Source organism: Ruegeria sp. BG10 (genome assembly GCF_056538575.1).
Map to the genome: position 1 here is coordinate 1,060,884 of NZ_JBQFTI010000001.1, position 21,088 is coordinate 1,081,971.

At 60.1% G+C, this 21,088-nt stretch carries 20 protein-coding genes; 11 read left to right on the forward strand and 9 right to left on the reverse strand.

Annotated features, from left to right (window positions below):
* Positions 1 to 119: 119 nt before the first annotated feature.
* From ACR0D8_RS05175 to ACR0D8_RS05185, 3 genes are all read left to right on the forward strand, one after another.
* A complete protein-coding gene (locus ACR0D8_RS05175; RefSeq protein WP_480645036.1) occupies positions 120 to 605 on the forward strand; it encodes a (2Fe-2S)-binding protein in 486 nt (161 codons plus the stop codon).
* 54 nt (positions 606 to 659) lie between these two features.
* Positions 660 to 3,020 carry a xanthine dehydrogenase family protein molybdopterin-binding subunit gene (locus ACR0D8_RS05180; RefSeq protein WP_480645037.1) on the forward strand — a complete coding sequence of 787 codons (2,361 nt, stop codon included), beginning with the start codon at positions 660 to 662 and terminating at the stop codon, positions 3,018 to 3,020.
* Positions 3,021 to 3,114: 94 nt separating this feature from the next.
* A complete protein-coding gene (locus ACR0D8_RS05185; protein ID WP_480645038.1) occupies positions 3,115 to 3,906 on the forward strand; it encodes an FAD binding domain-containing protein in 792 nt (263 codons plus the stop codon).
* Positions 3,907 to 3,948: 42 nt separating this feature from the next.
* Here the strand turns inward: ACR0D8_RS05185 and ACR0D8_RS05190 are convergent, their stop codons facing one another.
* A complete protein-coding gene (locus tag ACR0D8_RS05190; RefSeq protein WP_480645039.1) occupies positions 3,949 to 4,848 on the reverse strand; it encodes a MurR/RpiR family transcriptional regulator in 900 nt (299 codons plus the stop codon).
* 88 nt (positions 4,849 to 4,936) lie between these two features.
* Between ACR0D8_RS05190 and ACR0D8_RS05195 the strand changes: the two genes are divergently transcribed.
* Positions 4,937 to 5,716 (forward strand): beta-keto acid cleavage family enzyme, encoded by a 780-nt coding sequence (locus tag ACR0D8_RS05195; RefSeq protein ID WP_480645040.1) that lies wholly within the window; start codon positions 4,937 to 4,939, stop codon positions 5,714 to 5,716.
* Positions 5,713 to 7,029, forward strand: a complete 1,317-nt coding sequence (locus ACR0D8_RS05200; protein WP_480645042.1) for an aspartate aminotransferase family protein — start codon at positions 5,713 to 5,715, stop codon at positions 7,027 to 7,029. Before ACR0D8_RS05195 ends, ACR0D8_RS05200 begins: the two co-directional genes overlap by 4 nt.
* Positions 7,030 to 7,082: 53 nt before the next feature.
* Here ACR0D8_RS05200 and infC read toward each other — a convergent pair whose 3' ends face one another.
* The 7 genes from infC to cobA form a co-directional block, all read right to left on the reverse strand.
* Positions 7,083 to 7,673 (reverse strand): translation initiation factor IF-3, encoded by a 591-nt coding sequence (gene infC, locus ACR0D8_RS05205; RefSeq protein ID WP_480646359.1) that lies wholly within the window; start codon positions 7,671 to 7,673, stop codon positions 7,083 to 7,085.
* Positions 7,674 to 7,789: 116 nt separating this feature from the next.
* Positions 7,790 to 8,623 carry a ferredoxin--NADP reductase gene (locus ACR0D8_RS05210; RefSeq protein WP_480645044.1) on the reverse strand — a complete coding sequence of 278 codons (834 nt, stop codon included), beginning with the start codon at positions 8,621 to 8,623 and terminating at the stop codon, positions 7,790 to 7,792.
* Positions 8,624 to 8,733: 110 nt separating this feature from the next.
* A complete protein-coding gene (locus ACR0D8_RS05215) occupies positions 8,734 to 9,141 on the reverse strand; it encodes a DUF934 domain-containing protein (protein ID WP_475160357.1) in 408 nt (135 codons plus the stop codon).
* Complete coding sequence (locus tag ACR0D8_RS05220) at positions 9,138 to 9,899, reverse strand: phosphoadenylyl-sulfate reductase (RefSeq protein WP_480645046.1); 762 nt, start codon at positions 9,897 to 9,899, stop codon at positions 9,138 to 9,140. The genes ACR0D8_RS05215 and ACR0D8_RS05220 overlap by 4 nt, the downstream gene beginning before the upstream one ends.
* Positions 9,889 to 11,553 carry a nitrite/sulfite reductase gene (locus ACR0D8_RS05225; protein ID WP_480645048.1) on the reverse strand — a complete coding sequence of 555 codons (1,665 nt, stop codon included), beginning with the start codon at positions 11,551 to 11,553 and terminating at the stop codon, positions 9,889 to 9,891. The genes ACR0D8_RS05220 and ACR0D8_RS05225 overlap by 11 nt, the downstream gene beginning before the upstream one ends.
* 65 nt (positions 11,554 to 11,618) lie before the next feature.
* A complete protein-coding gene (locus ACR0D8_RS05230; protein WP_480645050.1) occupies positions 11,619 to 11,933 on the reverse strand; it encodes a DUF2849 domain-containing protein in 315 nt (104 codons plus the stop codon).
* The gene (cobA, locus tag ACR0D8_RS05235; RefSeq protein WP_480645052.1) at positions 11,933 to 12,709 is read right to left on the reverse strand and encodes a uroporphyrinogen-III C-methyltransferase; all 777 of its coding nucleotides are present in this window, start codon (positions 12,707 to 12,709) and stop codon (positions 11,933 to 11,935) included. Before cobA ends, ACR0D8_RS05230 begins: the two co-directional genes overlap by 1 nt.
* A 142-nt stretch (positions 12,710 to 12,851) precedes the next feature.
* Here cobA and ACR0D8_RS05240 point away from each other — a divergent pair, with 142 nt between their 5' ends.
* Entirely contained in the window at positions 12,852 to 13,331 is a 480-nt protein-coding gene (locus tag ACR0D8_RS05240; protein ID WP_475160370.1) for an Lrp/AsnC family transcriptional regulator, read from the forward strand.
* 6 nt (positions 13,332 to 13,337) lie between these two features.
* Here ACR0D8_RS05240 and ACR0D8_RS05245 read toward each other — a convergent pair whose 3' ends face one another.
* Positions 13,338 to 14,519, reverse strand: a complete 1,182-nt coding sequence (locus tag ACR0D8_RS05245) for a cytochrome P450 (protein ID WP_480646361.1) — start codon at positions 14,517 to 14,519, stop codon at positions 13,338 to 13,340.
* A gap of 47 nt (positions 14,520 to 14,566) precedes the next feature.
* On the opposite strand from ACR0D8_RS05245, the gene ACR0D8_RS05250 reads away from it, so the two are divergent.
* The 5 genes from ACR0D8_RS05250 to ACR0D8_RS05270 all read left to right on the forward strand — a co-directional run bounded on the left by ACR0D8_RS05250 (position 14,567) and on the right by ACR0D8_RS05270 (position 21,066).
* Positions 14,567 to 16,300, forward strand: a complete 1,734-nt coding sequence (locus tag ACR0D8_RS05250) for a sensor histidine kinase (protein ID WP_480645053.1) — start codon at positions 14,567 to 14,569, stop codon at positions 16,298 to 16,300.
* Entirely contained in the window at positions 16,297 to 17,526 is a 1,230-nt protein-coding gene (locus ACR0D8_RS05255) for a sigma-54-dependent transcriptional regulator (RefSeq protein WP_480645055.1), read from the forward strand. Before ACR0D8_RS05250 ends, ACR0D8_RS05255 begins: the two co-directional genes overlap by 4 nt.
* A gap of 373 nt (positions 17,527 to 17,899) precedes the next feature.
* Positions 17,900 to 18,901 carry a DctP family TRAP transporter solute-binding subunit gene (locus ACR0D8_RS05260; RefSeq protein WP_480645057.1) on the forward strand — a complete coding sequence of 334 codons (1,002 nt, stop codon included), beginning with the start codon at positions 17,900 to 17,902 and terminating at the stop codon, positions 18,899 to 18,901.
* A 111-nt stretch (positions 18,902 to 19,012) separates the two neighbouring features.
* Positions 19,013 to 19,690 (forward strand): TRAP transporter small permease, encoded by a 678-nt coding sequence (locus tag ACR0D8_RS05265; RefSeq protein WP_475160378.1) that lies wholly within the window; start codon positions 19,013 to 19,015, stop codon positions 19,688 to 19,690.
* Positions 19,690 to 21,066: a TRAP transporter large permease gene (locus ACR0D8_RS05270; protein WP_480645059.1), complete on the forward strand. Its 1,377-nt coding sequence runs from the start codon at positions 19,690 to 19,692 to the stop codon at positions 21,064 to 21,066. Before ACR0D8_RS05265 ends, ACR0D8_RS05270 begins: the two co-directional genes overlap by 1 nt.
* Positions 21,067 to 21,088 lie beyond the last annotated feature (22 nt).

A 21,088-nucleotide genomic window follows, 5' to 3' on the forward strand; every position in this document is an offset into this window, starting at 1 on the left:
GTTAGCTCATGAGAGATGGGCGATTCTCTGGCTGAAAAAGCTGGCAAAGATTTTTGTTCTCAAACGAAAATTCCCGTGTTTAACTCGGGGCAAGCAAAAACACGAAATGGGAGGAACTTATGACACAGGTCTCAATGACCGTGAACGGAAAGTCCGTGAGCGGTGATGTCGAAGGCCGGACGTTGCTGTCCAGCTTTCTGCGCGACCACCTTTCGCTGACCGGTACGCATGTGGGCTGCGACACGGCGCAATGTGGCGCGTGCGTCGTGCATGTGAATGGCGAGGCGGTCAAATCCTGCAACATGCTGGCGCTTGAGGCCGACGGGGCCGACGTGGGCACCATCGAGGGGCAGGCCAATGCAGATGGCTCTTTGAACGTCATTCAGCAGGCGTTTCAGGATCATCACGGTTTGCAATGCGGGTTCTGCACCCCCGGCATGGTGATGAGCGCCGCGGCGCTGCTCAAAGAGAACCCGCGCCCGACAGAAAGTGAAATCCGCAAGTATCTGGAAGGCAACCTGTGCCGGTGCACCGGCTATCACAACATCGTCAAGGCGATCATGGCCGCATCCGGCCAGGACGTAAGCAACATCGCTGCCGAGTGACGCGGCCATAAAGAATTTTCGACGAAAATTCTTTTTCAGGGAGGAGAACAAGCAATGCCCAAAGACAGTGGCATCGGAGCCAGTTCCAAGCGGCGCGAGGACGTACGCTTTCTGACCGGAGCAGGCAATTACACCGACGACATCAACGCACATGGCCAGGCCTATGTGCATTTTCTGCGGTCCGACATCGCACATGGCCGGATCAAGTCCATCGACACTTCGGCGGCCGAAGCCATGCCGGGCGTGGTCAAGGTCTTCACCGGCAAGGATTTTGAAGGCGTGGGCGGCATGCCCTGCGGCTGGGAAGTGACCGACAAGCACGGCGCACCGATGCAGGAGCCGCCGCACCCGATCCTGGCGCAGGGCAAGGTGCGCCATGTGGGCGATCCCATTGCCGCCGTGGTGGCCGACAGTCTGGAACAGGCGCGCGACGCAGCCGAGGCGATTGATCTGGACATCGAAGAACTGCCTGCGGTTCTCGACATGAAGGCCGCCGCGCAGGATGGCGCGACGCTGGTCCATGACGATCTGAAGAACAACATCTGCTATGACTGGCAACTGGGTGAGGCCGACGACGCCAAGGTCAACGAAGTCTTTGCGAATGCCGCTCACGTGACCACTCTGGATCTGGTCAACAACCGTCTGGTTGCCAACCCGATGGAGCCGCGCGTGGCCGTGGCCGAATACAGCCGGGCGACCGAGGAATATACGCTCTACACAACTTCGCAGAACCCGCATGTGATCCGGCTGCTGATGTGCGCCTTTGTGCTGGGCCTGCCCGAGCACAAGGTCCGCGTGGTCGCGCCGGATGTTGGCGGTGGATTCGGCACCAAGATCTTCCATTATGCCGAAGAAGCGTTCTGCACCTTCGCTGCCAAGGCCTGTGGCCGCCCGGTTAAGTGGTCGTCCAGCCGGTCCGAGGCGTTCATGTCGGATGCCCATGGCCGCGACCATGTCAGCACGATTGAACTGGCGCTGGATGCCGACAACAACTTTGTCGGGTTGCGCACCAACACCTATGCCAATCTGGGCGCGTATCTGTCGACCTTCTCCAGCTCGGTTCCGACCTGGCTGCACGGGACGCTGATGGCGGGCAACTACAAGACGCCGGTCATTCAGGTGAACGTGAAGGCGATGTTCACCAACACGGTGCCCGTGGATGCCTATCGCGGCGCGGGTCGTCCCGAGGCGACGTTCCAGTTGGAGCGGGTCGTGGACAAAGCCGCGCGCGAGCTTGGGGTCGATCCGATTGCGCTGCGTCGTCAAAACTTCATCACGCAGTTCCCCTATGACACGCCGGTGGCGCTGACCTATGACACCGGCAACTACAACGGCACGATGGACAAGCTGGTGGCCGCCGCCGATCTGGCAGGTTTTGCCGCAAGGCGTGCGGACAGCGAGGCCAAGGGCAAACTGCGCGGGCTGGGCGTCAACTGCTATATCGAAGCCTGCGGCATCGCACCGTCGAACATCGTCGGTATGTTGGGCGCCCGAGCGGGTCTGTATGATGCAGCTACCGTGCGGGTGAATGCCACTGGCTCGATCAGCGTCATGGTTGGGGCGCACAGCCACGGGCAGGGGCATGAGACCGCCTTCCCGCAGGTTGTCGCGGACATGATCGGAATCGACGAGTCGATGGTTGAGATCGTGCATGGTGATACCTCAAAGATCCCCTTTGGCATGGGCACCTATGGCTCGCGCTCGTTGGCGGTCTGTGGTTCGGCCATGGTCAAGGCGACCGAGAAGGTGATCGACAAGGCCAAGAAGATCGCCGCCCACCTGTTGGAAGCATCCGAGGCCGATATCGAGTTGAAGGACGGGCAGTTCAGCGTGGCCGGTACCGACAAATCGGTGGCCTGGGGTGATGTGACCCTGACGGCCTATGTGCCGCATAACTACCCGCTGGAGGTCGAGCCGGGGCTGGAGGAAACCGCGTTTTATGATCCGGCCAACTTTACGTTTCCGGCGGGCGCCTATGCCTGTGAGGTCGAGGTTGATCCGGATACCGGTCAGGTCACGATCGAAGCCTTCACGGCCGCAGACGACTTCGGTAATATCGTCAATCCGATGATCGTTGACGGGCAGGTACATGGCGGCATCGGTCAGGGCATCGGTCAGGCGCTGCTGGAGAACTGCACTTATGACGAGAACGGTCAGTTGCTGAGTGCGTCCTTCATGGACTACGCGATGCCGCGTGCGGATGACGTGCCGTTCTATGGTGTCGATCACTCCAGCCAGACGCCGTGCACGCACAATCCGTTGGGCGTGAAGGGCTGCGGTGAGGCCGGAGCCATCGGCTCACCGCCTGCGGTGGTCAACGCGGTGCTGGATGCGCTGAACTCGGGCGGAAAGGCGGTTGATCACATCGACATGCCGGTGAGCCCGTCGCGCGTTTGGGCGGCGATGAACAGCTGAGAGATTGGGGAGGCTGGGGGCTCTGCCCCCAGACCCCCGAGGTATTTATAGCCAGATGAAGGGCGGATCCGCGCCTTTCGGAAAGGAAGACGAAATGTACAGTTTCGAATTTGAGAAGCCCTCGACCATTGCGGACGCGGTGGCCGCGCTTGGGTCCGAGGACGCGCAGGCGCTGGGGGGCGGTCAGACGCTGATCCCGACGCTGAAGCAACGGTTGGCAGCCCCTTCGGCGCTGGTGTCGCTGAGCGGGATTGCCGAAATGCAGGGGGTCTGTATCGAGGATGACGGCTCGGTCGCGATAGGTGGAGCGACGACCCATGCCGCGGTGGCGCGCGAGGCTGCGGGGCACTATCCGGCGCTTGCAGCGCTGGCCGGTCAGATCGGTGACCCGGCTGTGCGCAACCGCGGCACCATCGGTGGTTCGCTTGCAAATAACGATCCGGCGGCCTGCTATCCGGCCGGTGCGCTGGGGTCCGGTGCGACGATCATCACCAACAGCCGCCGGATCGAGGCGGATGAGTTCTTCGAGGGGATGTTCACCACGGCCCTGGACGAAGGCGAGATCATTACCAGCGTTCGGTTTCCGGTGCCGCAGGCGGCGAGCTATCAGAAGTTCCTGCAGCCGGCCTCACGATTTGCGCTGGTCGGTGTCTATCTGGCGCGGTTTTCCGACGGCGTGCGCGTTGCGGTGACCGGGGCCAGCGAAGATGGAGTGTTCCGTTGGTCCGAAGCTGAGGAGGCGCTGAACAAAGAGTTTCGGGCGGATGCCCTGATGGGTCTTGGCATCAATCCGGCAAACATGATCGGCGATTTGCATGGCAGTAAGGAATACCGGGCGCATCTGGTCGGTGTAATGACCAAACGCGCTGTTGAAGCCTGCGTGTAGGCCGCACAGGATTGGTAGGTCCCAGCCGAGCGCCGGGGCCGTCTATTTTCGCCGAAGTCTGGGTGGTTTGGCCGGTTGCCAATAGGCGCCGGTGTCCTCGCGCGCCTTTTGATACGCGTCAATCCGTTGGCGGGCCGCGGTGCCGCCGGCGTCAAAAAGATGACCCAGCAGGCATTCCAGTACAGCCATCGCGCCTGTGTAGCAGGAAAACTGGTGCAGTGCCCGGGTGCTGACCGTAAACGCAATGTCCGGTTCGACACCGGGCGCGATCACGTCGCTGTCGGAGATCAGAATGAGGCGCAGACCCTTGCGTTTTGCAAAGCGCATCGACTGGATCGTTTCCGCGGAGTAAGGGTGCACGGTGATGGCGATCAGGCAATCCTGACGGTCAGCATCCAGCAGATCATCCGCGGCTGATCCGACATGCCTGGGGATCAGTTGGATACCTGGATGCGCCATGCGCCCGGCGTATGAGAAGTAATAAGCCAGCGCGTAGCTTGCGCGCGTCGCGGTTACAAAGCACCGGCGCGCGGATGTGATGTAGTCAACCGCTTTGCGGGTGCTTTCAGGTTTCATCAGACGCAAAGACCGGGTCACAACGTTTTGTTCGTTCTGTACAAACCCGGCTTGCTTTTTGCCGAAATCGTCTTCGGTCTGCAGTGTGGTCAGCCAGCCCTGATCAAGATCGGCTTCTCGGTCGGTGACCAGAGCATTGCGGAACGGGTCGCGGAATGCCTCGAACCCGTCAAAGCCCATGCGTTGCGCCAGACGGACCAGTACGTTTGAGCTGACGCCGATTTTCGCTGCTGTAACCCGGATCGGGTCCAGACCGAAATCCCCGGGATGGTCGATGATGTATTTTGCGGCCGCCTGAAGACCTGCGGGCATCTGCGCGATATCCTGACGCAAGCGATCGGTCAGCTGGTTTGGCGTGACTGTCATGGTGGAAAAAGAACATATGTTTTTAAATTAGCAAGTAGAAAACAACATGCACCAGATTAGATGGGGTGAGCAATCCAGAGGAAAGCAGATGTCAGACACGCGATCACAAGACGATCCCTCTCGGTTTCCCTATGTTCTGGTGGCTCCGAACGGCGCAAGGCGGGAGGCGGCGGATCATGCGGAGCTTCCGGTTTCCAAGGATCAGATTCTGGAGACCGCGCTGGCCTGTCACACTGCAGGGGCTGATGGGCTTCACCTGCACATTCGCGATGCGCGCGGGCGACACTCGCTGGATGCAGGCCAGTATATTGAAACCATCACCGAGTTGCGTCGGGTTGTTCCCAACATGGACGTTCAGATTACGACAGAAGCGGCAGGTGTTTTTGACGTGCCTGCGCAACTGGAATGTTTGCGACAGGTTCAGCCGGAATGGGCGTCCATTTCCGTTCGCGAAGTTGCGCGGGAGCCTGATCTGGCGGCCCGGATTTTTGACCTGTGTGCCGAACAGGGAACCCGGGTGCAACACATCCTGTACGACGCGGAAGACGCCGCGCTTTTGACGCGATGGCAGAAGGCGGGGATTGTGAAGGCCGGGCAGGTGGATCGCCTGCTGGTACTGGGCCGGTATACCGACGGTCAGGTTTCCACGCCCGGCGATATTGACCGGTTTCCGACTGAGGCGTCCCCCTGGATGGTGTGCGCCTTCGGGGCGCAGGAACATGCGTGTCTGGAGGAAGCCGCGCGTCGCGGGGGCGACGTCCGGGTCGGATTTGAGAACAGTCTGACGGATCGAGACGGAACACGCTGGGCAGATAACGCGGCGTCGGTATCGGCGCTTGTCACCAAGTTGGAAAGGGCATTCAAATGAGTCACGTTTTTCCACGCCATACGAAATCTCAGCTGCCTGTCGCCGCCGGCGGCGATGGTTGTTACCTGATCGATGCCGAGGGACGACGCTATCTGGATTGCGGTGACGCCGCGGTGTCTTGTCTGGGCCATTCCAACCCGGCGGTGATCCGGGCGGTGCAGGATCAGGTTCAGCAGATCGCCTTTGCGCATACCGGTTTCATGACGTCCGAGCCGGCCGAAGAACTGGCGGACCTGCTGATCCGGCACGCGCCGGGTGATCTGGACCGGGTGTATTTCGTCTCGGGCGGGTCCGAGGCGACCGAAGCCGCGATCAAGCTGGCGCGGCAATACTATCTTGAGATTGGGCAACCTGATCGCCGGCATGTCATTGCGCGGCGTCAGAGCTACCACGGTAATACGCTGGGTGCTCTGTCAGCGGGCGGTAATGTGTGGCGACGCGCGCAGTTCGCGCCAATGTTGATCGAGATGACACATATTTCACCCTGCTATGAGTATGCTGAAAAGGCGGATGAGGAGAGCAGTTTCGACTATGGGCAGCGGGTGGCCAACGAGCTTGAGGCCGAAATCCTGCTCTTGGGTCCTGAAACGGTCATGGCCTTCATGGCCGAACCTGTCGTGGGTGCAACATTGGGTGCGGTGCCAGCGGTCGAAGGATATTTCAAACGCATTCGCGAGATCTGCGATCAATACGGAGTATTGCTGATTCTGGATGAAGTCATGTGCGGCATGGGGCGCACGGGGCATCTGTTCGCCTGCGATCATGATGGCGTGGCACCGGACATTCTTTGCATAGCCAAGGGGTTAGGAGCCGGTTATCAACCGATCGGAGCCATGATCTGTACCGCTCAAATCTATGATGCGATCCGGGACGGGTCGGGGTTTTTTCAGCACGGCCATACTTATATTGGCCATCCGGTCGCCACGGCTGCGGCACTGGCCGTCGTAAGGGAACTGACGGAAAACGATCTGCCGACGCGCGCGGGTCAAATGGGTGCGCAACTGCATTCGGCATTACAGGCGGCGTTTGGTCAGCATCCGCATGTCGGTGACATTCGTGGGCGCGGGCTATTTCGCGGCATCGAACTGGTTGCCGACCGGAACAGTAAGGCACCGTTTGACCCGGCCAAAGGCGTCGCAGGCCGGATCAAAAAGGCGGCTCTGGCCGAAGGGCTGATCTGCTATCCGATGTCCGGCACGCGGGACGGGAAAAACGGTGACCACATCCTGCTGGCGCCGCCCTTTATCATCGAGGACGGGCAAATCGACGAACTTGTGACCAAGCTAAAGCGCGCCTTTGATGCGGTGATCTGAAAAAAGGGCTCCGGCCAATTGGCGGAGCCCTTCTTTCGGCTATTTGCGTCGGTTTACTTCTGCGGCAGCGGACCGATCATCATGATCATCTGACGACCTTCCATCTTGGGCATGTTTTCAATCTTGCCCAAATCCTTGACGTCTTCGGCGACACGCTCCAGCAGCTCGCGCCCGAGGTTCTGGTGTGCCATCTCGCGGCCACGGAAACGCAGGGTGACTTTGACTTTGTCGCCGTTTTCAAGAAACTTGAACACGTTCCGCATTTTGACGTCATAGTCATGGGTGTCGGTGTTGGGCCGGAACTTGACCTCTTTCACCTCGATGATCTTTTGTTTTTTGCGGGCTTCGCTTTCGCGCTTCTGCTGCTCATATTTGAACTTGCCAAAGTCCATGATCTTGCAGACCGGCGGGTTCGCGTTGGGCGAAATCTCGACCAGATCAAGTCCGGCATCTGCGGCCATCTGCATGGCCTTTGCGGGATGAACCACCCCGACGTTTTCACCTTCGGCGCCAATCAGGCGAATTTCGGGGGCACGGATCTTATCATTGACGCGCGGGCCGGTATCGCGTTGCGGCGGCGCGTTGTGAGGTCTGCGGGCTATGGGTTCATTCCTTTGATGATTGCAGAATTTCGAGCCCGGAATTTAGACTGACGCGCGGGTTGTTTCAAGCGTGATCCGCGCCGAAAAGCTGAAATCCACAGGATTTCCAGCGGGTTTATGCGCGGGCCCCGGTCTTTGCCGCTGCCCGCGCAATCCGATCAGCCGACAAAGGCCTTTTCAATCACAAATTCCTTGGGCTCGGAATTGGCGCCTTCGCGCAGGCCGAATTCTTCCAGGATTTCCTTGATGTCCAGGTTAAAGGCCAGCGACCCGCACACCATCGCCCGGTCGGTTTCGGGCTTGATGCCACCTTCAATGCCCAAATCGGCAAAGACGGTCCCGTCTTTCAGCAGCTCGGTGATGCGGCCCATCTTGGGGCTCTGTTCCCGCGTGGTGGTCGGGAAATAGCGGATCTTGTCAGCAAAGCCTTCGCCAATCAGTTCGGCCAGCAGTTCATCCTGACGGATGTCCTCGATCAGCTGACGGCCATATTCCAGCTCCGCCACCTCGCGGCAGGTATGGGTGATGATGACCTCGTCATAATCCTCATAGGTCTGCGGCTCGCGCAGCAGCGACGCAAACGGCGCAAAGCCGGTGCCGGTGGCAAAGAACCACAGACGCTTGCCGGGCAGCAGCGCATCGTGAACCAGCGTGCCGACGGGCTTGGGCCGCAGGATGATCTGGTCGCCAGGCTGGATATGCTGCAGTTTCGAGGTCAAGGGACCGTCCTGCACTTTGATCGAGTAAAATTCCAGCTCTTCATCCCAGGACGGCGATGCGATGGAATAGGCGCGCAGCAGCGGTTTGCCGTTGTCGCCCAGCAAGCCGATCATCACGAACTCACCCGAGCGGAACCGCAACGAGGCCGGGCGCGACACCTTGAACGAGAACAGGCGGTCGGTCCAGTGCTTGACCTCGGTCACAGTCTGGGCGTCGGGCAAAACGGGGGCCTTAACGGCGGTTGCTTCGGTCACGGGTCTCATCTCTGTCATCGTTTCACTATCGGTCTGCTTAACCGACATCTCCGTTTAATCTTTGATCCAGGTCAGGAAAAGGGGGCAGTTGCCCCCACGTCCTGTCATTGGCCGGTATTTGGCGGGGATTACCCGCGCAGACGGGCCTGATAATTGTTGTCCTGCCAGTTTGAACGGGCCAGCCACTGGTCCTCTGGCTGACGCGCCGCAAGATTGTGGTCGATCTCGACCTCATCAAATCCGCTGCGGCGTGCCATAGCGTATTGATCGGCCAGCACGTGCCCCTTAGCGCGCAGACGGCCGGTATAGCCCTTCAGGCGCAGAGTGCGCGCGATGGTAAAGCCGCGCCCATCCGCGAAAGACGGAAAGTCTACGCGCACCATTTGCGCGCCGCCCAGCCGTTCAAACAACTCGTCCGGGTCGGTGTCCGACCCCACGTCCAGCGATACGACATCGTTTGCCGCGTCTTCCAGTGTGACATAGCCGTCGGTCCAGTCGTCGGGGGCAAAGCCCTCATCAGTCACGATTACATTCATGTTTTCTCTCCGGCGCGCACCATTCTGCCATCGACAAAATGGATGCCGCATTCTTCCTTGTTCTGATCGCGCCAGCGCCCGGCGCGGGGGTCTTCGCCCTCTTGGACCGGCGAGGTGCAGGGCGCACAACCGATCGAAGGGTATCCTTTGGCCACCAGCGGATGCCGGGGCAGGTTGTTTTCGTCCATATAGGTGCGCACGTCCTCGGGCGCCCAATGGGCCAGCGGGTTGACCTTGATCCGGCCGGTGCCATCCTCGACCTCGAAGAATTCAAGCGCGGCCCGCGTCCCGGACTGAAACCGCTTGCGCCCGGTAATCCAGCCGTCATAGCCTGCCAATGCGCGCTGCAACGGAAAGGTCTTGCGCAGGTTGCAGCACGCATCCGCATCGCGCAGGCGCAGCGCGCCATAGGGGTCTTCGCGCTGCAATTCTTCTTCCTCGGCCCGGATGATATGAACGTTTCTCAATCCCAGCCGTTCGCTGACCTCCTGCTGATATTCCAGCGTTTCCGTAAACAGCATCTGGGTGTCCACGAACAGCACAGGCGTCGCCTTGTCGACCACCGCAGCCATATGCAGCAACACCACCGATTCCGCCCCGAAGCTGGAGACCAAGGCAAGCTCTTGGATCTCATCCAGTGCGCCGTGCATGACGTCATGGGCGCTGTGGTGGCGGAACCGGTCGTTGAGTGCATTGACCCGCTCGGTCAACTCCTGACGATCACGACCCAGTTCCGTCTGGATCAGGTCAAGCGGCATTTGCCTTCACCTCGGGGTAGAGGGCCGCCTTGAACGGGGCCATGCCAACCCGACGGTATGTCTGCAGGAATGTCTCCTCTGCGCTTTTGCGTTGCTCCAGGTAGGTATCAACGATGCGTTCTACGGCGGGCACGATTTCGTCATAGGCGAAACCTGGGCCGGTACGGTCGCCAACAGCAGCCGTCTCGGTCGCATCGCCACCCAGCGTGATCTGGTAGTTCTCGACGCCTGCGCGATCCAGGCCCAGAATGCCGATATGGCCCACGTGGTGGTGGCCACAGGCGTTGATGCAGCCCGAGATCTTGATCTTCAGGTGGCCGATATCATGCTCAAGCTTCAGGTCCTCGAACCGGGTCGCAATTTCCTGCGCCACGGGGATCGACCGCGCCGTCGCCAGCGCGCAGTAGTCCATGCCGGGGCAGGCGATGATGTCGCTGATCAGGCCGATATTTGCGGTCGCCAGCTCGTGCTCCTTCAGCTTCGCGTGGATCGCGGGCAAGTCCGATTTGTGGACATGCGGCAGGATCACGTTCTGCTCGTGGCTGATGCGTAGCTCGTCATAGGCGAACTCTTCGGCCAGATCGGCCATCACGCGCATCTGCTCAGTAGTCGCATCGCCCGGCGTCTGACCGTGCTTCTTGATCGAGATCGTGACAATCGCGTGGTCAGCGTTCTTATGCGGCGCGATGTTTGTGTCGACCCACGACCGGAAGACTGGATCGTTGGTATAGGCGCCTTCGAAGGTCGCAACCGAAGCCTCGCGGAAGGCAGGCGGTGCGAAATGGCCCTTGATCTCTTCCAGCAGGTTCATGTCGGCGCCTTTGAACTGGGGGCGGACCTGCAGGAAACGCTCATTGACCTTGGCGCGGATGGTGTCGATGCCATTCTCGTGCACGGTGATCTTGATGCGCGCCTTGTACTTGTTGTCGCGACGGCCGATCTGGTTCCACACGGAGACAGTGGCTTCAAGATACGCCAGCAGGTCGTCAAAGGCGACGAACTCGGACAGTTCCTTGCCGATCATCGGGGTGCGGCCCAGACCGCCACCGACGATCACGCGGGCACCCAGAACGCCGTCACGCTCGACCAGTTGCAGACCGATGTCATGCGCTTTGATCACGGCGCGGTCATTCTCGGACCCGGTGATGGCGATCTTGAACTTGCGCGGCATGAACTGGAATTCCGGGTGGTCGGTGGACCATTGGCGCAGCAGTTCGGCATAGGGGCGCGGGTCGGCGATCTCATCCGCGGCGGCACCGGCGAAATGGTCGGCGGTCACGTTGCGGATGGTGTTGCCACTGGTCTGAATGGCGTGCATGCCAACCTCGGCCAGCGCGTCCAGCATGTCCGGCACGTCTTTCAGCTTCGGCCAGTTGTACTGGATATTCTGACGGGTGGTGAAATGGCCATAGCCTTTGTCCCACTTCTCGGCCAGCAGTGCCAGTTGACGCATCTGCGCGCTGTTCAGCGTGCCATACGGGATGGCGACGCGCAGCATGTATGCGTGCAGTTGCAGATACAAGCCATTCATCAGGCGCAGGGGTTTGAATTCTTCCTCGGTCAGCGAGCCGTCGATGCGACGCTCGACCTGAGCGCGGAACTGCGCGTTGCGTTCTGCCAAAAATGCTGTGTCGAACTCGGAGTAGCGATACATGTTTAGCTGTCCTTAGTTGCAGCCCCGAACCTTGGGGCCTTGAAGGGGAGAGAGAGGGCCGAAAGTCAAGCCCGGGGCTGCGGGGAAGTTTCCTGTTTGCCGTGGGCATAGTTGGACGGACCAGTGCGGCGGAAATCTTCCCGGAAATGGGTGGGTTCAGGGCCGTTTTCGCCAGCCACTGCGTCGGCCAGATAGGCCCCCACGATCTTGTTCGCCTGACGCGCGGCATCCAACAGGCGGACCTGCGCATGAGCTTCGTCGGTGATCAGCTCGGCGTCGGACAGGTCACGCGACCAGCGGTCATCCTCGGTCAGATAGATCACGTCGCCTTCCAACAGGTCATTGGCGGTTACAACTTTGGGGGTAAAAGCGCGGGCCATCAGGCGTGCTCCTTTTTGAATTCGGTCAGGGCCTGTGCCGCGTCGCGCGGAGCGAGGCCGTAAAAAGTCAGGGCCGGGCCGTCCATTTCGGCGGCGGCCAGATCGGCGGGCAACTGATCCAGCGACGTGGCCAGAATGCGTTGATCCGGGCGCGAGGCGTTTTCGACCAGCGTGACCGGGGTCGCGCGATCGGCACCGTGCATGATCAGACGGCCCTGAATGAAACGGGCGGATTTCTTGCCCATATAGATCGCCGCTACAGAGCCTGAACGCGCCAACGCGTTCCAGTCGTGATCGGCAAAGCCTTTCATGTCATGTCCGGTCAGAAAGCGAACCGACGAATTGCGTCCGCGCCGGGTCAGGCTTTGACCAATTCCAGCAACCGCCGCCGAAGCTGCGGTGATACCGGGCACGATCCGCCACGGGATGCCTGCGGCCTCGACCGCTTCGATTTCTTCGTCCAGACGGCCAAAGATCGTCGGATCGCCGGACTTCAGGCGCACCACCCGCTGTCCCGCCCGGGCGTATTCCACCAGCAGGGCGTCGATATCTTCCTGCTTCCACGACGGGCCGAAACCGGCCTTGCCGACATCAACCAGAACGGCGGACTTGCCGGCCAGCGCCAGAACTTCGGCACTGATCAGGCGGTCATGCAGTATGACATCCGCGCGCTCGAAGGCTTTCAGCGCCATGAGCGTCAGCAATTCCGGATCGCCGGGGCCTGCGCCGACAAAATCGACGTGTCCTGTGCCATCATATGAATGCGTAACCTGCATGTGCCGTCTCGGGTTGGTTTGACTTGACTTGCAATATAGGAAATATTCCCGGATATGCGCCATATGGGTGCGCAAATAAGGACGGCCGTTCTGCGAATGCCGTCGAACGGGACGAAAGTTTCAAAACGAAGGAAAAATTGGAATGTCGGTGCGGATTGATGACACGGATCGGAAAATTCTGGTCGAGCTACAGCGCGATGCCAGCCAATCTTTGGATGAAATCGCGGCGCATGTCGGCAGTTCCAAGACGCCGGTCTGGAATCGAATCCGCAAGTTGAAAGGCGCCGGGGTGATTGGCCAGCAAACCGTGTTGCTGGATGCCGAGGCGCTGGGGTTCGAAGCGACGTTTTTCGTTCTGATCCGCACATCCGAGCATGAGGCGGAATGGCAGCGTAAGTTTCTGAAAGCATTGCGCGACCGGCCCGAAGTGCAGGAAGCGCACCGGCTGGCCGGGGATATCGATTATATCCTGAAGGTCCGCGTCAAGAATGCGCGGGCATATGACGAGTTTTATCAGCGCCTGATCTCTGAAGTTCGCGTCCACAACGTCACGGCCTTGCTGTCGATGGAGGAAATCAAATCCACAACCATGTTGCCATTGAACGCACTGATCGAAAGCTGAGCCGGATCAGACCTGAACCATCAACCGGGTCAATCCGTGAAAGTGGTAGGTATTCGAAAACTCAGGCGCCGAGCTTAGGCGCAGGTCGGGGCATCGTTGGAACAATGCGATCAGAGCAACCCGCATTTCAAGACGCGCCAGCGGAGCCCCGACACAGAAATGCAGTCCGCCACCGAAGGCGGAATTGGTTGCGACCGGGCGCGTGGGATCGAACATGTCCGGATGCGCCCAGACCGCGGGATCGCGGTTCGCCGCACCCAGCAACAGAGCCACCTCATCCCCGCGCTTGAACTGATGCCCGAACAGGTCGACGTCCTGATAGGCAAAGCGGGTGAACATGTGCAGCGGCGGGTCATAGCGCAGAATTTCCTCGACCATTCCGTCAATGGTTTCCGGCGCAAAGTTCACCTTGTCCACACCCAGTTGCAGAACCGTTTTGATCCCGTTGCCCAGCGAATGAACCGTGGCCTCGTGACCTGCGTTCAGCAGCAGAATGCAGGTGGCAATCAGTTCATCCCGGGATAGCTTTTCGCCGTCTTCCTCGGCAACGATCAGGCGGGTGATCAGGTCGTCCTGCGGGTCGCTGCGGCGCTGCTCGATATAGTCCCCAAGAAATACGGCAAATTCCTGTGAGGCGACGGCCGCCGCGTCCTCGGTCTGGCGGGTTCTGCTTGCCTGATACATTGCCACCATTGCATGCGACCAGCGCAGAAGGCTTGGCGACATCTCTTCTGGCACGCCCAGAAGGCGGCAGATGGTGATCACCGGAACCTGCGTGCAATAGGCATCCAGCAGGTCAAACGGTTCGCTTCCGAACCCGTCGACCAGATTGTGGCAAAGGTCCCGGATCGACGGCTCCAGCGCTGCAATCGCGCGCGAAGTAAAGGCCCGCATGACAAGGGCGCGCAGCCGCGTGTGGCGAGGCGGTTCCGCTTCCAACAGCGAATGGGCCTCGACATTCAGCCAGGGCGCAAGATGCGCCGGTCCGGGGCGCTGCATTTCCGCGGGAACTTCGCGACCAAAGCGGCGATCCTTCAGCAATGCCTGAACGGCCCGGTGCGAAACCGCCGCGGGCATCTCATAATCGCTCCAGTAGACAAGATCGCCCATGGCCCGGGCCTTGTCGTAAAACGGGTATGGGTTCTGAACGAAACCCGGCTGGATCGGGGATTGCGACACCGTCTTCATGCGTCGCAGACTTGCCATGCGGCGCGCTGAATGCAAGACCCTATGTCATGCAACGGGTCTGGGTCATCCTGGGATTTCTGTTTGCCGTCGGGCTGTTGTCCGCCGGCGTCTGGTCCTATGGATATCGGCAGGCACTGTCGCAGCTGAGCGAAAAGGCCGAGGCGGACCTTGAACTGGCCGCCGACCGGCTGAGCACGCAGATGCAGGTGTATCAGGAACTGGCGGTGCTGATGGCGGACCACCCGATTCTGCGCGCGCCGGAAACTGTAGTACAGCAAAACGCGGCGCGGGCGATGCTGTTGGACGTCGCGGATAAGACGGCGGCGGTCAACATGATGTATGTGGATCGCACGGGCCGCGTGTTGTCGGCCGCTCAACCCGTTACACGGAACAGCATGGCCGGGCATCCCGCGTTCGAGCGCGCAATGCAGGGGGCCTTGGGCAGTGCCCACGGCGTTCAGCCTGTCAGCGGCGAGCGTTTCTATTCCTACGCCGCCCCGGCCTTTGGTCCCACCGGGCAGGTTGAAGGCGCATTGATGGTTGTCGCTGATGTGCAGGATGTGGAGCAGACTTGGCGCGGCAGTACAGAAGCGGTTTTCTTCGTCGACGCGGATGGGATCGTCTTTATCTCGAACCGGTCCGACCTGCTGTTCTGGCAGCGATCCGAAGGGCAGCGCGGGTTGAACCCGCCGGGGAATGGCGCGGCCGGGTTCAGTTCAACCCATGTCGGTGGGCATGAGTTGTGGATGCTGAACTGGGGCCGTTACTTGCCTCAGCGGGCCCTGCATCTGACATTGGACCTGCCTGTAATCGACATGACCGCCGAGGTGCTGGTCGATGTCGCCCCGGCACGACGTTTGGCGGGTTTGCAGGCGGCAGCGGTCGCGGCGATCTGCTTTGCTTTCGGGGCCCTGCTGTTTCTGGCGACCGAACGACGCCGAACGCTGGCGCAGGCCAACGCCGTTCTGGAAAGCCGTGTTGCGCAACGAACGCGCGCGCTTACGGCTGCGAACACTGCCCTGCGGCGTGAAGTACACGAACGTCAGGAAGCAGAGACGGCCCTGAAACACGCGCAGGAAGAGTTGATTCAGGCCGGCAAGCTGAGCGCCCTTGGGCAGATGTCGGCAGGTATCAGCCATGAGCTCAATCAGCCGCTAATGGCGATCCAGCAATTTGCTGATAACGGGGCCGCGTTTCTGACGCGCGGTCGCGAAGGAAAAGCGGCGGAAAACCTGACCCGGATTTCCGATATGGCCGCCCGGATGGCGCGGATCATCAAGAACCTGCGCGCGTTTGCCCGCAATGAAAACGAACCCATGGGCAAGGTTGATCTGGTGCAGGTGATCGACACAGCGGTGGAACTGACCGAAGCGCGGCTGCGGGCCGATGGCGTCACGTTGGAGTGGAATGCGCCCGACAGCCCGGTGTTCGCTTGGGGCGGAGAAGTGCGCCTTGTGCAGGTTTTTGTGAACCTGATCAACAACGCGGCCGACGCGATGAGCCAACAGGACGAAAGGCTTATTCGTATTGAAATCAACACTGGACAGAAACTGGCCGTCACTGTGCGGGATATCGGTCCGGGTATTGAGAATACGGAAAAACTCTTTGAGCCGTTCTATACGACCAAGGCGGTTGGGTCCTCGGAAGGGATGGGATTGGGTCTGTCCATCTCTTATGGTCTGGTGCAAAGCTTTGGCGGAAATATTCGCGGCGCCAACGCGCAAACCGGCGCAATTTTCACGGTTGAGCTGGAGTATTTCCGGGAAGACGAGGTGACATGAGCCGCAAAGTTCTATTGGTCGATGACGACGCGGCGGTGCGCGAGGCGCTGGCGCAGACCCTGGAACTGGCCGAGTATGACCCGGTAACCGCAGGGTCGTTCGTGGCGGCCAAGGATCATATCCGAGCCGATTTTCCCGGCGTGATCGTCTCGGACCTTCGCATGCCCGGCCGGGACGGGTTTCACCTTTTGAACTATGCGCACGACATCGACCCCGACCTGCCTGTCATCCTGCTGACCGGTGAAGGTGACATTCCCATGGCGGTGCAGGCCATGGGGCAGGGCGCTTTTGACTTTCTTGAAAAACCCTGCGCCGCAGCCGATCTGCTTGAGGTTCTGGGCAAAGCCTTTGCCCGCCGAATACAGGTTCTTGAGCAGCGCGCTCTGAAACACGAACTGGAACGCGGCGACCCTGCCGCGCGGTTGCTGTTTGGCCTGTCCCCGCAGGCCGAAGCCCTGCGCGAGCGTGTCCGGTCCGTTGCGCCAACAGGGGCCGAGGTTCTGGTCACCGGGCCCGCCGGCAGCGGCATCTCAAAAGTGGCCGAGGTTGTTCACCTGATGTCGCCTCAGGGGCAGGGTCCGTTTGTCAAAAGGCCGTCTTCGGGCCTGACGGCGGGTGAATTGGTCCGGATGTGCGAGGATGCTGCCGGGGGCTCCCTGTTTCTAGACGAGATTTCGGCGATGCCCGAGGCGACTCAATACGTGGCGCTTGAGCTTGTCGAACAGGGCGTGGGCGCGCGCATTCTGGCGGGTACAACGGCTGATCTGGCGCATTTGTCCTCTGAGGGGCGGTTTCACGCGGATCTGTTTTATCGTCTGGATGTCATGCGGGTGCGCATTCCGTCGCTGGCCGAACGGCCCGAGGACATTCCGGTGATCTTTCGCCATTACGTTGCGCAGGCAGCTGAGCAGGCCGGAATTGCCGAACCGGAAATCTCGTCGGAACATATGGCGGCACTGATGGCGAGCGACTGGCCGGGCAATGCCCGATCGCTGATGTCGGCGGCAATGCGGTTTGTTCTGGGCATGCCGGAAGAGGTGTCGCAGGCCACCGATCTGGGGTTGAGCGAACAGATGGCGCGGGTCGAACGTTCTTTGCTGATTGCGGCGCTGGGGCGGCACAACGGCAAAGCGGCCGACGCGGCCAAGGCGCTGAAGCTGCCGCGCAAGACGTTTTATGACAAACTGGCCCGCTACGGTATTCGCCCCGAGGATTACCGCAGGTAGCGGCGGAATACTCCCGACCCTTTCAGCGCATTTTCATGCGCTTAAAGGCGTTGGGCCGGGCAGCCCGCTGACGCGGGCTGCGGTTCCACCAAGGTTGAAGTTGAGCCGATTCGTTACAGACGATTCGGGATGTGTGCGGAAATCCGCACAGGTCGCCACACGCGTGTGCGAAAATCCGCACGCGGAGTGTCGGTGTGCAATACTCGCTTCTGAAGTGCAACTTATAAGATATTGTAATCGAAGGACGAAACCGGATCGTGCGGCAGGTGAAACAAAACGTTGAGCCGGAACCGGCGATTCGGTTCACTTCCCGACATGCGGTGCCGACTCGGCGCCCAGTGGAAATTTGAAGAAGTCTGGGAGGAAAAGACTTATGAAATTCCTGACAACGGCTGCAACGGCAGTTGCACTGACTGTAACCGCAACCGCCGGGATGGCGGCCTGCGAAGACGGCGAAATCGTCGTCAAATTCGCGCATGTTACAAACACCGACAAACACCCTAAGGGCATCGCGGCCTCGCTGCTGGAACAGCGTGTGAATGACGAGATGAACGGCGTGATGTGCATGGAGGTTTATCCGAACTCGACGCTCTACAACGACGACAAGGTGCTGGAGGCGATGCTGCAAGGCGATGTGCAACTGGCCGCACCGTCGCTGTCCAAGTTCGAGAAGTTCACCAAACAGTTCCGCCTGTTCGATCTGCCGTTCATGTTCAAGAACATCGAAGCTGTGGATGCATTCCAGGCCTCGGCTGACGGTCAGGCGATGAAGGACAGCATGCAGCGCCGCGGCCTGCAGGGCCTGGCCTTCTGGCACAACGGCATGAAGCAGATGTCGGCCAACAAGCCGCTGGTAGATCCCGTGGATGCGGATGGCTTGAAATTCCGGGTGCAGTCCTCGGACGTGCTGGTGGCGCAGATGGAAGCCATTGGCGGTAGCCCGCAGAAGATGGCGTTCTCCGAGGTTTACGGCGCGCTGCAACAGGGCGTTGTGGACGGGCAGGAGAACACCTGGTCGAACATCTACGGCAAAAAGTTCTTTGAGGTGCAGGACGGCATCACCGAGACCAACCACGGCATCATCGACTATCTGGTCGTAACCTCGGTGGATTGGCTGGACAGCCTGGATCCGGAAGTCCGTGACCAGTTCCTGACCATTCTGGGCGAAGTGACCGAGCAGCGGAACAAGGAAGCTTTCGCAGTGAACGAAGCGGCCAAAGCCTCGATCACCGACGCCGGTGGCATCATTCGGGAACTGAACCCCGAACAGCGTCAGGCCTGGGTCGACGCGATGAAGCCGGTCTGGGACCAGTTCGCCGGTGACGTGGGTCAGGACAAGATCGACGCTGCGCAGGCCATCAACGCCGGGTTCTGATCCCGGAACAGGCCGCGCGTCCGAAGACTGGGGAGTTATCGACGCGCCGGCCGGGCGGGCTGACACAGGCCCGCCCCTGAACTCCAATCACGAAAATGCGGGGACAGAAAGATGTCTGGTGCGAAATCCGGCCAGGGCGGGCTGGTCGACCATATCGAAGAAACCCTGATCGCGTTGCTGCTGGGCCTGATGACGGCCGTGACATTTGCCAATGTGATCGCGCGGTACTTTTTCAACTCGAACATATTATGGGCGCTTGAACTGACGGTTTTCATGTTCGGCTGGCTGGTCTTGTTGGGCGCGTCATACGCAGTAAAGAAACACGCGCATCTTGGCGTGGACGCCATCCTGAACATGCTGAACCCCGCACCGCGCCGGATACTGGCGCTGATCGCGGTGGCGTGCTGTCTGGTGTTCTCGTTGCTGCTGTTGAAGGGGTCGTATGACTATTGGGCGGTGTTTGCGGACCTGCCGCCGACCTCGGGCCGCTGGTTCCCCACCGGGTTTGATACCGGTGCGCGCAGTCAGAGCTTTTATGAGGTGGACGACATCCCAATGGTCGCGCCGCTGCGCTTTCTGGAGGGGCTGATCAACTACGGCGAGGGGTATGAAAAACTGCCCAAGGTCGTGCCTTATCTGGTGCTGCCGGTTTCGATGTTGCTGTTGGTGATCCGTTTCTCGCAGGTCGCCGTGCAGATCTGGCGCGGCGAGACCGATCGCCTTGTCGCCAGCCACGAAGTCGAGGACGAGATCGAAGAGGTCCGGGCTCAGCAGGGAGAGCATGACTGATGGACGTAATTCTTCTTTTCTCGATGGTCATCGGCCTGCTGTTGATCGGAGTTCCGATTGCGGTGGCACTGGGCCTCAGTTCGACCCTGTTCCTGCTGATCTATTCCGACAGTTCGCTGGCTTCGGTCGCGGGCACGCTTTTCGAGGCGTTCGAGGGGCACTTTACCCTGTTGGCGATCCCGTTCTTCATTCTGGCATCGTCTTTCATGACAACGGGCGGCGTGGCACGGCGGATCATCCGGTTCTCGATTGCCTGTGTGGGGCATCTGCCGGGCGGTCTGGCGATTGCGGGTGTGTTCGCCTGTATGTTGTTTGCGGCACTGTCGGGCTCCAGCCCTGCCACCGTGGTCGCTATCGGCTCCATCGTCATCGCGGGGATGCGTCAGGTCGGCTATTCCAAGGAATTCGCCGCCGGTGTGATCTGTAACGCGGGTACGCTGGGCATTCTTATCCCGCCCTCTATCGTGATGGTGGTCTATGCCGCCGCGGTCGAGGTTTCGGTGGGCCGGATGTTCCTGGCCGGGGTCATTCCGGGCCTGATGGCCGGTTTGATGCTGATGATCACCATCTACGTCATGGCCAAGGTCAAGAACCTGCCCAAAGGTGACTGGAAGGGTTGGGGCGAAATCTTTGCCTCGGCACGCGAGGCCGGTTGGGGCCTGTTCCTGATCGTGATCATTCTGGGCGGCATCTACGGCGGTATCTTCACCCCGACCGAGGCCGCTGCGGTGGCCGCTGTTTATGCGTTCTTCATTGCCAGCTTTGTCTACAAGGACATGGGGCCGTTGAGCACCGAAGGGGATGCCAAGAACATCTCACTGCTGAGAAAACCCTATGCGCTGGTCACGGCGTTCTTCCACCCCGACACCAAGCACACGCTGTTCGAGGCTGGCAAACTGACCGTCACGCTGCTGTTTGTCATCGCCAACGCGCTGATCCTCAAGCATGTGCTGACCGACGAACAGGTGCCTCAGCACATCGCCAGCGCCATGCTGTCGGCGGGTCTGGGTCCTGTCACCTTCCTGATCGTGGTGAACGTGATCCTGCTGATCGGCGGTCAGTTTATGGAGCCTTCGGGACTTCTGGTGATTGTTGCGCCGCTGGTGTTCCCGATTGCGATCGAATTGGGCATCGACCCGATCCATCTGGGCATCATCATGGTGGTGAACATGGAGATCGGGATGATCACACCTCCGGTCGGGTTGAACCTATTCGTAACCTCGGGCGTCGCGGGGATGCCGATGATGGGTGTTGTGCGGGCTGCGTTGCCGTTCCTGGCGGTTCTGTTCGTCTTCCTGATCATGGTGACGTACATTCCGTGGATTTCGACCTTCCTGCCCAACACGTTCATGGGACCCGAGATCGTCACAAACTAGGTCAGATCACAAGCAAACTGAG